The organism is Dulcicalothrix desertica PCC 7102, from assembly GCF_003991905.1.
Classification (GTDB): Bacteria; Cyanobacteriota; Cyanobacteriia; order Cyanobacteriales; family Nostocaceae; genus Dulcicalothrix; species Dulcicalothrix desertica.
Genome location: NZ_RSCL01000027.1, coordinates 57,085 through 68,684 on the forward strand (window position 1 = coordinate 57,085; position 11,600 = coordinate 68,684).

Annotated in this window: 9 protein-coding genes; 5 read left to right on the forward strand and 4 right to left on the reverse strand. The window is 38.3% G+C overall.

Going from position 1 to position 11,600, the window contains the following annotated elements; genetic code table 11:
* Positions 1 to 35: 35 nt before the first annotated feature.
* Complete coding sequence (locus DSM106972_RS40255; protein ID WP_127085961.1) at positions 36 to 1,802, reverse strand: serine/threonine-protein kinase; 1,767 nt, start codon at positions 1,800 to 1,802, stop codon at positions 36 to 38.
* Positions 1,803 to 2,513: 711 nt separating this feature from the next.
* Here DSM106972_RS40255 and DSM106972_RS40260 point away from each other — a divergent pair.
* Positions 2,514 to 3,554 (forward strand): ribose-phosphate pyrophosphokinase, encoded by a 1,041-nt coding sequence (locus DSM106972_RS40260; protein WP_127085962.1) that lies wholly within the window; start codon positions 2,514 to 2,516, stop codon positions 3,552 to 3,554.
* Positions 3,555 to 3,726: 172 nt separating this feature from the next.
* Here DSM106972_RS40260 and DSM106972_RS40265 read toward each other — a convergent pair whose 3' ends face one another.
* The 3 genes from DSM106972_RS40265 to DSM106972_RS55160 form a co-directional block, all read right to left on the reverse strand.
* Positions 3,727 to 3,966 (reverse strand): hypothetical protein, encoded by a 240-nt coding sequence (locus tag DSM106972_RS40265; RefSeq protein ID WP_127085963.1) that lies wholly within the window; start codon positions 3,964 to 3,966, stop codon positions 3,727 to 3,729.
* Positions 3,967 to 4,361: 395 nt separating this feature from the next.
* Positions 4,362 to 5,684 carry a serine/threonine-protein kinase gene (locus tag DSM106972_RS40270; RefSeq protein WP_127085964.1) on the reverse strand — a complete coding sequence of 441 codons (1,323 nt, stop codon included), beginning with the start codon at positions 5,682 to 5,684 and terminating at the stop codon, positions 4,362 to 4,364.
* A gap of 283 nt (positions 5,685 to 5,967) precedes the next feature.
* A complete protein-coding gene (locus tag DSM106972_RS55160; protein WP_267901214.1) occupies positions 5,968 to 6,093 on the reverse strand; it encodes a hypothetical protein in 126 nt (41 codons plus the stop codon).
* A gap of 307 nt (positions 6,094 to 6,400) precedes the next feature.
* Between DSM106972_RS55160 and typA the strand changes: the two genes are divergently transcribed.
* From typA to DSM106972_RS40295, 4 genes are all read left to right on the forward strand, one after another.
* A complete protein-coding gene (gene typA / locus DSM106972_RS40280) occupies positions 6,401 to 8,194 on the forward strand; it encodes a translational GTPase TypA (RefSeq protein WP_127085965.1) in 1,794 nt (597 codons plus the stop codon).
* A gap of 152 nt (positions 8,195 to 8,346) precedes the next feature.
* On the forward strand, positions 8,347 to 8,721 hold the full coding sequence (locus tag DSM106972_RS40285) for a hypothetical protein (RefSeq protein WP_127085966.1): 375 nt from the start codon (positions 8,347 to 8,349) through the stop codon (positions 8,719 to 8,721).
* Positions 8,722 to 8,811: 90 nt separating this feature from the next.
* Positions 8,812 to 9,015: a hypothetical protein gene (locus tag DSM106972_RS40290; protein WP_127085967.1), complete on the forward strand. Its 204-nt coding sequence runs from the start codon at positions 8,812 to 8,814 to the stop codon at positions 9,013 to 9,015.
* Positions 9,016 to 9,233: 218 nt separating this feature from the next.
* Positions 9,234 to 11,585 carry a serine/threonine-protein kinase gene (locus tag DSM106972_RS40295; protein WP_127085968.1) on the forward strand — a complete coding sequence of 784 codons (2,352 nt, stop codon included), beginning with the start codon at positions 9,234 to 9,236 and terminating at the stop codon, positions 11,583 to 11,585.
* The last annotated feature ends 15 nt before the right edge of the window (positions 11,586 to 11,600 follow it).

An 11,600-nucleotide genomic window follows, 5' to 3' on the forward strand; every position in this document is an offset into this window, starting at 1 on the left:
TTATCTTACAAATTTCATCGATTATTTCGACCTGACTACTCAGTAGGAGCAGCATTTTCTAGTTGAGTGCTATCTGGTGTTGGAGTCGGAAAACTACCAGGTACTCTTCTATCGAAAATGCCTTCTGCTGGTTTTGTTAAGTCAATAGTTGGGGTTGGTGTTGGAAAAATCTCTGTTGTAGTAGGTGTTGGTTCGGGAGTTGGTTCAAGCGTTGCTGTTGGTGTAGGTGTTGGGACTGTAGGAGAAGGTGTTGGTGTAGAAATTAAAGGTTTGACTAGCCCAACTGTTAAACTATACTCGCTTTCTGCAACTCCAGGCGCCGGACTAAGTTGAATCGTATATCTACCTGTAAATGGAAGCGTGCCTTGATATGATGCAACATTTCTTGCTGCCCCATCTACTGCTTCGCGGTTTGGCGCCAGTACCGTTAGCTCGATTTGACCTTGTTGAGCCAATGAAACTGTTAGTTGCTGTCCCTCTTCACCTTGAAATGTATATAAAACAATTTGATTGGCGCCTAATTTACCTTGAACAGTAGCAAGACCAGAAGCATCAAATCTCAACCTTTTACTAAATACAGCAGGTTCCGAGGTTGACGTAGGTGTTGGAGTTACCGTTGCGCTTTCACTAATTACAGGAGAAGGAAAAGTTTGCGGTGGTGTTTCTATTGGTGTTTGTGGTTTAGGTTGGTTACGAATTGTACTAACTAATGCCCAAGAACCAAATCCAGCTAGCACAACGACCGCAGCACCAATAGCTCCAACTGCCAAAGGATTATCTAATACCGAATTATTGCTATTGACAGGAGGAATAACTGGGTCGGGTCTGTTAGAAGCGCGTCCTTGGTATTCTTGTTCGATTGGTTGCAGTACTGGGTCTGGGCGCCGACCCACAGCAACAGTTTGTACGTTAGATAAATTATTAGCTCTGGGGTCAGGCTGTGTTAAACCATTGGTTAAACCATTTATAGAATCTAATGCTTGCTCAACATCGCGCGCGCTTTGATAACGCTCCCCAGGAATATACTTAAGCATTCGATTCAAAACTTGGGAAAAACGAGGATTAACTTTAGCAAAACGCTGCCAATTCCACAACGTCAAATTTTCATCATATAAATCTGCTGGTTCTTTGCCAGTTAACAAAACAATTGCGGTTACAGCTAAAGCATATAAATCACTATTAGGGTATGCTCTGCCAGTTTGCATTTGTTCACCAGGTGCATAACCCAACTTACCAACTGATGTCGCGTTAACAGTTCCACTTGGTGACTGTAACTTAGTCGCCAATTCTTTAACGACACCAAAATCTATTAGTACTGGTTTATTATCTATTTGACGTTGAATAATATTTTCTGGGGAAATATCGCGATGAATAATACCGCGATTGTGTAAATGTTCGAGTACAGGTAATAAAGAGCGTATAATATAGACAACTTCCTCTTCTGTAAAAGTACTTCCTGTAGCTTTACGTTCTTCGAGTAAATCGCGATAAGTTTTACCAGCAACGTAATCTTGCACCAAAAATAGCCGCTGGTCTTGCTCGAATCGTTCGCGAAATTGTGGAATTTGGGGATGCTGAATTTGATAGAGAATTTCGGCTTCGCGTTGAAAAAGCTCTTGTGCTTTCTCCCAAGCGGAAGTTGTACCAGTAGCATTGGGAATTAATTCTTTTATTGCACAAGGTTCATTAAAACGTCGCTGGTCTTCTGCCAGATAGGTTCTACCAAACCCGCCCTGACCCAAAATATTGATTATGCGATAACGATTTTGTAGGATAGTGCCAGTTGGAATGGGTGGTTGCATGGTGATGTTAATTTAAGAACGCCAATAAAAGCTTTATACGAGGATAAGCTATAAAGACAGACAGACGCACAACATAGTAAGTGCCGTAGACTTTAAACGGCTTGTGTAACTCTCAGATTGACAATTTTTACACTTACCATGAGTGTACTTCAGCAGAAAAATATGATTTTCCGCACTTCTTGGATATATTGTTAGATTTGCGACTCGAAATCAAGTATGTTGCATCATCAATATTAGTCCTTGATACAAAAGACGGCCTCGGTAACTCTCAAGCAAAGTGATTTGCATTACATCTAAAAATCAGCATTGCATTTGATAAGAGGAGTTACAACAGTGTAAACAATTTGCGACGAATAGCATAGAATATTGTACTGCCCCCTATCTGCACTCATAATAAGTGCTTTTGTAATTGCCGAAATAAAAACTGTACACAAAGTTAATTCAATAGTGATGCAAGAAGCTATAACTGATGAAGATAGAGACGCGATTAATCGCGTCTCTACAGAAAAAAACAAAAATAGGTCTTATATCCAGACTTCATGTCTGTTAAGCTGTCAAAAAGGTAGTTTTACTATTTTAAGACTGAAAAACTTAATAGTTATGTTTTGCGGAGTCATACGTGAAAGTTTTCATCAAAACTTCAAACAACAGACTATTCATTTTTCAGCAACTTCCGCGTAGAAAAGCCAAATCTCTGATGATAAGATTGCCATGAATGCACATCGAGGAACTGCTGTGCTTAGTTCTGCAACTTTAAAAATGCAGCCAGCGCCAACAGGATTTACCGAAAGTAATCGTCTGCGGCTATTTTCTGGCTCTGCTAATTTACAACTTTCCCAAGAAGTTGCCCGCTATTTGGGCATGGATTTGGGACCGATGATTCGCAAACGTTTTGCGGATGGAGAACTATATGTCCAAATACAGGAATCAATACGGGGTTGTGATGTTTACCTAATCCAGCCTTGTTGCAATCCTGTCAACGACAACTTGATGGAACTCCTAATCATGATTGATGCTTGTCGTCGTGCTTCCGCGCGGCAAGTCACGGCAGTAATTCCGTACTATGGATATGCACGCGCCGACCGTAAAACGGCAGGACGCGAATCAATCACCGCTAAATTGATTGCAAACCTAATTACGGAAGCAGGCGCCAATCGGGTTTTGGCGATGGACTTGCACTCTGCTCAAATTCAGGGTTATTTCGACATACCTCTCGACCATGTATACGGCTCGCCAGTACTTTTAGACTATCTGACGAGCAAAAAACTTGAGGATTTAGTCGTAGTATCACCTGACACAGGTGGTGTTGCAAGAGCGCGCGCATTTGCGAAAAAGCTCAATGATGCCCCGTTGGCAATCATTGACAAACGTCGTCAAGCGCACAACGTCGCTGAGGTATTAAATGTAATCGGTGATGTTAAAGGCAAAACAGCCGTACTAGTCGATGATATGATAGACACCGGCGGTACCATCACCGAAGGCGCCAAACTGTTGCGCGAAGAAGGCGCGAGACAAGTATACGCTTGTGCGACCCATGCGGTGTTCTCACCACCAGCAATCGAGCGTTTATCAAGCGGACTATTTGAAGAAGTAATCGTCACCAATACAATACCGATGTTAGGCGCCGACACTTCTATGGAATCGCTTCGTAAACGCTTCCCACAACTCGTAGTTCTGTCAGTGGCGAATCTACTCGGAGAAACGATTTGGCGCATACACGAAGATAGCTCTGTAAGTAGTATGTTCCGATAACAGCCTTTTTGTATGTGAGCTAGCCTACAAAAAGGACAAAACGCTTTAATGCACAAGGAAAGTAAGGGCAATAACCTTGTTCCTGCTTTCCCTTCCTCAATTATCTACGTAAAACTGTATAGAATTTATTCATAATTCATATTTGTTTACTTTTGTTTATAGTTATAGCCCCTTAGTTGCATCGGCACCACAAGCGAAAGCACCATTGGTAAACCTCATCAATTTCGGAGGCCTTCGCAGTCCCAAAAATGGCGCCCAAACGGTAACCCAAATTTGTCCAATTCATCTGTTGCAGCGTCTTCTCAGTATATACCTCACCATTGGCACCGTGATGCCAACCAGCAAAAAATCTAGCCCGACGATAATCTTCTAATCCATGTTCATCACTAAATTGGAACGTTATAGCTGTCATATCCACGCATCAAAAACTAAGCATCCCCAGAATATTGGTGTCGAAGCCATATAAAAAGCCAAAATTATACAAAGCATCACTTCTTGTGGAACAAAATCCCAGATGTGCATTATAAGTAATAATTTTTACTATAGATACTACTGAGGCACAGAGAAGCAACGTAGTGGTTCATGTCATAAGTTTTGGGGAGTTGGTTAGCAACGGATACAACGGATGTAACGGATGATTTATTTGATACAAACAAAATTTTTTTACGGCGCCTCCTTTAAACGAATCAATTATCCGTTACATCCGTTCATCATCCGTTGCCAATATCCCTACCCACCAAAACTTTTGACATGAACCACTAGGTTATGTGAAACCCAATATTTCCTTAAAAATGACACTTAAGCAAATTAATCATCACAGCTTTCAAGTTTCAATGCTATGGCAACTAACTCTACCCCACCTCTCCACTCATCCCATAATCTTGGAAGATGACCTTTAGGAGCATCAAGGCTAAATTTAATTTGAGAATAATAAGACCATTCTCTACTAGTCCAACTTGCAAACAAAATTTGGTGTTGCCTTGTACTTCTCCAACCTACAGTTTCTCCAAATTTTACCCAAGCTTCTTCATCAAACTTACCAATACAACCTCCACTATTCCTCCAAATCTCCTTTTGAACACTAAAACCAAAATGTCCATTACTGCACTTTACCCATAACGTGTCAAGAATACAAATATCTTGCGTGTTTATATCTAAAATACTTTCATAAGTAATATAATTTTCTACTTCTCTATTGCATAGCTTGAGCAGTATATTTTTTGTCTCTTTATCAGCTTCTTTCCATTTTCCATCTACTAATAGAGTTTCTAAAGAGCTATAATTATTTGCTTGTATTGAGATATGAGAGAATATATTTGTATAAATATCCTCAGAATCACTATTTAATAGCTGTAACCATGCTTTAATTGATTGAGGACGATTTTCTGGAACTAGCTCCAAACCTTTTAAAATAGCGTCATTTACTTTATTACTCAACCTTGGATTAAGTTCTTTGGGTGACGCAAGCGCGCAGTCCATCATTCTAGAAATAGAACCTTCTGGCTCTTGCCCCGTTAAAACTTTATACAAAGTTGCAGCTAAAGAATATACATCTGTAAAAGCACCACGTTTTGCACGAGGATTATATTGCTCTGGTGGAGCATAAAAAGGTGTTACATATTCTGTATGAGTTTGGGTTACATTTGGATTAAATTCACGTGCGATACCAAAATCTATTAAAACAGCTTCTGACTTATTTGCCCTAATAATTATATTATTTGGTTTCACATCTCTATGCAACAAACCTTTATTATGAACCATTTCTAATGCTTCACCAATCTGATTAATGTAAAATAAAGCTTCCTGCTCTGGCAACGGCAAGTTTTTATAAATTAACTCTTCACCTTCAACATATTCCATTACAATGCCCCACAAATCATCAACTTTTATGCATTCGTAAACTTTGACAATATGAGGGTGGACGCATTTAGCAAGTTTTAGCGCTTCGTTGACGAAATCTTGCTGACTTTTGCCAAAATCGTCGCCATCAGTTAGTTTTAAAGTTTTGATAACTACTTGATGACCAGTGTTACTTTTGGCAAGATAAGTAACACCAAAGCCACCTTGCCCCAACTTTCTCTCGACTATATATTTTCCATTGTCCAATTGCTGTCCAGATTGCCAAAACATAATTTACGTATAGTTTTATTGTCAATTATGTCTCATGATATGTTTATGTATTATACAGTACATATTCCATTAGGTAGGTTTACACTAACAGCGCTCAACAACGATTTAAATACTATCCTCTTGTTTTTCTGCCACTTCAACAATTAATTTAAGACCTAATGCCGCTAACCATTCTCTAAGATGATATATAGCTTCATCCGCGCTTTGTGCAAGCAATGTATCTAATTTTTATTGGTGCTGTTTAACTTGAACAGGCGCCATGTTATTTTGTTCACCGAGAGCTTCAGCAATGTCGGTTAATGCGGATTTTAGGAGTTATGTAAGCTGCTGCTAACTCAGGCTCTTTTTTCAAAGATTTAATAAGATACTCGTTATAACTATCACTCGTCGGCATTTTGTCGTTTTTCATAATATTAAGCCAAATTTATACCTTCTCTATGTCCTCTGTGTCTCTGTGGTAAAGAAAATTACTTATACTGCACAGGCAAGATACCTGTGCTACAAGATTACATATATGTTACAATGGATGGGTAATTAGCGGCGACTTTACTTTAATTTCAAAAAAGTCTTGTCAAAGCAAACAATGGTGAAGTATTAAGGTTAGAATATAATTGTTAAGGCTTCTTTACAGAGTTACACAAAAATTCCGTATTCTGTTACTACAGCCGTGTAAACAATATCTGAAAACCCCCTCTTAAATTATTGGAACGCGCACTATGACGCTCCCTATCCGTAACGTCGCTATTATCGCCCACGTAGACCACGGCAAAACCACCTTGGTTGATGCACTTTTGAAACAGTCCGGCATTTTCCGCGAAGGCGAAGACGTTCCGGACTGCGTTATGGACTCTAATGACCTAGAGCGCGAGCGTGGCATTACTATTCTTTCTAAAAATACAGCGGTTAAATATAAAGAGACGCTGATTAATATTGTTGATACTCCTGGACACGCGGACTTCGGTGGCGAAGTTGAGCGCGTACTTGGCATGGTTGATGGTTGTATCTTAATTGTGGATGCTAACGAAGGCCCAATGCCTCAAACTCGTTTCGTGTTAAAAAAAGCACTCGAAAAGGGTTTACGTCCTATTGTTGTTGTTAACAAGATTGACCGTCCTCAAGCTGAACCACACAGCGCTACCGATAAAGTTCTTGATTTGTTTTTAGAACTCGGCGCCGATGATGACCAGTGTGATTTTCCATACTTATTTGCTTCAGGTTTAGCTGGGTTCGCTAAAGATAAGTTAGAAGACGAATCCAAGGACATGGAGCCTTTATTTAATGCGATATTGCGCCATGTTCCACCACCAGTAGGTGACGTTAACAAGCCTTTACAATTACAAGTAACAACTCTTGATTACTCTGAGTACTTAGGACGTATTGTTATTGGTCGTATCCATAACGGTACAATCCGTATGGGACAACAAGCGGCATTAATCAACGATAAAGGCGCCATCATCAAAGGTAAAATCAGCAAGTTGATGGGCTTTGAAGGTTTGCGTCGTGTGGATATGGAAGAAGCTACCGCAGGTTACATTGTGGCGGTTGCTGGTTTTGCAGATGCGAACATTGGCGAAACAATTACTGACCCTAACGACCCACAAGCTTTACCACTAATTAAAGTAGACGAACCTACTTTACAAATGACCTTCTGGGTAAACGATTCCCCATTTGCAGGACAAGAAGGTAAGTTAGTAACATCGCGTCAAGTTAGAGACAGACTGATGCGTGAACTTGAAACAAACGTTGCTTTGCGTGTAGAAGAAACAGACTCCCCTGATAAATTCCTCGTTTCAGGACGTGGAGAATTACACTTGGGTATCTTAATCGAAACAATGCGCCGCGAAGGTTACGAATTCCAAGTTTCTCAGCCACAAGTAATTTACCGTGAAGTTAACGGTCAACCTTGCGAACCATACGAACTTTTAGTACTAGACGTTCCACAAGAATCTGTTGGTAGCTGTATCGAACGTTTGGGACAGCGCAAAGGCGAAATGCAAGACATGCAACCAGGTAACGGTGGACGTACCCAACTTGATTTTGTAATTCCTGCACGTGGTTTAATTGGTTTCCGTGGTGAGTTCATGCGGATGACTCGTGGTGAAGGTATTATGAACCACAGTTTCTTAGAATATCGTGGCTTAAGTGGTGACATTGAAGCACGTAACAAAGGTGTACTTATCTCCTTTGAAGAAGGTGTATCAACCTTCTACGCAATGAAGAACGCTGAAGACAGAGGCACATTCTTCATTACTCCCGGCATAAAAGTTTACAAAGGCATGATAGTCGGAGAACACAACCGTCCTCAAGACTTAGAACTCAACGTTTGTAAAACCAAGCAGTTAACTAACCACCGCGCATCTGGTGGTGATGAACTAGTACAATTACAGGCGCCTGTTGAAATGAGTTTAGAACGCGCGCTCGAATACATTGGTCCAGACGAACTTGTGGAAGTAACCCCCCAATCAATTCGTCTACGCAAAATGGCAAAGAAGCTCGCAGGTAGAAGGTAAGAGTTAGGAGTTATAAGTTAGGAGTTAGGAGTTAAGAATAAAGAATTATTTTTAACTTGTGACTTCCTCGCAAATTTATCAATATCGTATATTTATGGTAGAGACGTTATAAATAACGTCTCTATTTTATTTTTATTAAAAAGGTTATAAATATGACCAAAGTTTTAGAAGATGTTATAAATCAAATCTTTGCTGACGTAGAGAATAGAATATCGCAGGGCATCAAAGAAATTGACCAATTCTTTCAGTCAGAGAGAAGCCAAATAACGGCGCCGCAAGCAGAAGAATTTGTAACAAAGTATCAGCAATTATATTCAGAAGTTAAACAGGCGCCTTTATTAAGTTTAAAGCTGAAAGCATATCAGGAATTCAAGTCGTATTTAAGTCAAATCAAGACTCAGTATAATGAGGTACTACAAAAGCCTGTAATTAGAGTTATGGAGCAGATTGATTCGCATATTCAAGCTTTAAATTGTCATTCTGAGTGGAGTCTTACGGAACGTAAACGGAGTTTTCCCGCAGGGTAGAATCTAGGGTTTAGGCTATATACTGAGATGCTTCGTTCCTCAGCATGACATTCACAGACACTTTTCAAACATCCTCTTAAAGCTGCACAGTTGTGGGGTTGGGCACGTAGTACAGGACAATCCACTGCACAGTCGGCAGCACTTGATGGAGATGTTATTTTAGCTGCAACCGCAATTATTGCAGCACAAGATTTTGGTAAACGAGTTATTATTGCAACAACAAATGTTAAGGATTTACAGCGATACCATACAGATACGCATCACTGGGATGATGCTTGGTGGTTTGATGTGTAGAAACGTTACATGTAACGTCTCTACTACATATCACTGCAACATTAAATTATCTCTCAACATAAATTAATTAACATATTCCATTTTTCGGTAAAATACCATAAAATTACTTAGTTTTAAGAGCAAACACTGTAAATATACTAGAATTTGTATAAATAACTAGGCTATATGTTCAGCGAAACCTTAAATAAATTGATAAATGGTAACTTTTATTAAAATATATGTATCAACCTGAACACAGCCCAGGAGATATTATTCACGGGCGTTATAAAATTATTAACTTCATTAGCAGGGGAGGGTTTGGTGAGACTTACAAAGTGGAAGATGCACAACAAGCAAACCTCATTTGTCTGCTCAAATACCTCAGACCACAAAACAGCAGTCCAACGGTTTTGAGACTCGCAGAAGAAAAGTTTGCTCAAGAGGCAGATATTTTACGTCGTTTAGGAAGCCATAATCAAATTCCACAGCTTTATGATTACTTTGAGGAAAATCTCAAGTTTTATTTAGTTGAGGAATATATTGATGGTCAAAATCTTGCTAATGAACTACGTATGGAGTTATTCAGCGAGACAAAAGTTATTGAAGCTTTATATGATGTTTTAAAAATTTTAGATTATCTTTCTCAAAATTATGTTATTCATCGTGATATTAAACCTGAAAATTTAATTAGAAGAAGTTCTGATAACAAAATTGTTTTAGTTGACTTTGGAGCAGTTAAAGAAGTTGGTACCCTAGTAGTAAATGCTCAGGGGCAAACAATTTTAACAATGGCTATTGGCACACCTGGCTTTATGGCGCCTGAACAATTGGATGGAAAACCACAATTTGCTAGCGATATTTATGCTTTAGGTGTAACGGCATTATTTCTTTTAACAAGACAAATTCCTGTATTAAATCAATATAATAACTCAATTTTTAACGGAATACAAATCCAACCTCACTTCGCAAAAATTTTAGAAAACATGGTGCGTTATAAATATGAAGAACGCTATCATAATGCATCTGATGTTCTTGCAGATTTAGAACCATTAACTTTGTTAGGGCAAGTACTTAACCATCGCTACGAAATTAACAGTTATTTAGGTGGAGAAGGGTTGATTTACACCTATTCTGCCCAAGATAAGCAACGTCCTTATCAAGCTAATTGTATTATTAAACAATTGAAGCTTACACACTATAACCAAAGATTGCTGCAAGAAGCACAAAATCGTTTTTCAGCCGCAGTTCAATCACTAAGCAGATTACCTGCTCATCAGCAAATACCACAAATATCAGACCACTTTCAAAATAATAAAGAATTCTATTTAATTTATGATTTTATTGACGGAGAGTCTTTAAGTAAACAAATTACAGCAGTAAGCTTGAGCGAAGCTGAAGTGACTGCATTGTTGAAAGATGTTTTAAATATATTATCATTTATACATCAACATGGTGTTATTCATGGTGATATCAAGTCTTCTAATTTAATTAAAAGACATCAAGATGGGAAATTCTGTCTAATTAATTTTGCAGATTTGAAACAAATAACGAATTTAAGCTTTAATGGACAAAATATAATTGTTCCACCAAGAGGAACAAATGGATATATGGCGCCTGAGCAATTTCAAAATAGATTGCAAGCTAGCAGTGATATTTATTCTTTGGGCATGACAGCTATTCAAGCTTTAACAATAATTTATCCAGACCAATTACAAAGAGATTCTCAAGATGAAGTTATATGGCAAAAGCAAGCTCAAGTCAGTTCAAAGTTAACAAGAATATTAAATAAAATGGTACGTTTCCAAGCTGGAAAACGCTATCAATCTGCTCAAAGTATTTTAAATGATTTAAATACTCAAACTTGGCAGGAAAAATTAGAAAAATATTGGAAAGTCTTAGTTTTAATTGGTATAACTTTAAGTGCGCTTCTTGCTTTTCGTATTTATATAGTTTTACAAGAATTGCAAAGAGACAATTTTTTCAATCAAGGCTTTGAGAAAAAGCAGCAAGGAGATAATAAAAAAAATAACGGAGATATTATTGGCGCCAATAAAGCTTATGATGAAGCTATTCAAAAATTTAATCAAGCCTTAGAAATCGACTCAAGTTTTACAAAGGCTAAGGTGAATTTGGGTTATACTCATGTTCAGCGTGGTAGTTTTACAAAATCTTTAATAGCTTGTAATGATGCAAGAAAGGATGATTATAATAATCCGAAAATTTTTATTTGCTTGGGCAATGCAAAGCATGGTTTAAAACAATATGAAGAAGCTTTACAAGATTACGAGCAAAGTATTAAATTAGCTTCCAAACCCGATGATATTGACGATTTGGTAAAAGCTTTGACTAATAAAGGTGAACCATTACTCGCATTGCAGAAATTCAATGATGCCCTGGAAGCATATACACAAGCTACTCAAAAGCAGCCAAATAATTCTATTGCTTGGACTGGTAAGGGTAAAGCTCTGTTAAGTTTAGAAAAATATAATAATGCGCTCGATGCTTTTAGAAAAGCTCTTACTATCAAAAATGATTATAAACCTGCAATAGATGGTGAAAAAGAAGCGCGTAAACGATTAAATTTACCGTAGGGCAGTCAAAATACC

Excerpts from the sequence above, each read along its gene's own strand:
- DSM106972_RS55160 (WP_267901214.1), bottom strand. The coding sequence starts at position 6,093 with ATGAAAAACGACAAAATGCCGACGAGTGATAGTTATAACGAGTATCTT.
- typA (WP_127085965.1), top strand. The coding sequence starts at position 6,401 with ATGACGCTCCCTATCCGTAACGTCGCTATTATCGCCCACGTAGACCAC.
- DSM106972_RS40260 (WP_127085962.1), top strand. The coding sequence starts at position 2,514 with ATGAATGCACATCGAGGAACTGCTGTGCTTAGTTCTGCAACTTTAAAA.
- DSM106972_RS40255 (WP_127085961.1), bottom strand. The coding sequence starts at position 1,802 with ATGCAACCACCCATTCCAACTGGCACTATCCTACAAAATCGTTATCGC.
- DSM106972_RS40295 (WP_127085968.1), top strand. The coding sequence starts at position 9,234 with ATGTATCAACCTGAACACAGCCCAGGAGATATTATTCACGGGCGTTAT.
- DSM106972_RS40265 (WP_127085963.1), bottom strand. The coding sequence starts at position 3,966 with ATGACAGCTATAACGTTCCAATTTAGTGATGAACATGGATTAGAAGAT.
- DSM106972_RS40270 (WP_127085964.1), bottom strand. The coding sequence starts at position 5,684 with ATGTTTTGGCAATCTGGACAGCAATTGGACAATGGAAAATATATAGTC.
- DSM106972_RS40285 (WP_127085966.1), top strand. The coding sequence starts at position 8,347 with ATGACCAAAGTTTTAGAAGATGTTATAAATCAAATCTTTGCTGACGTA.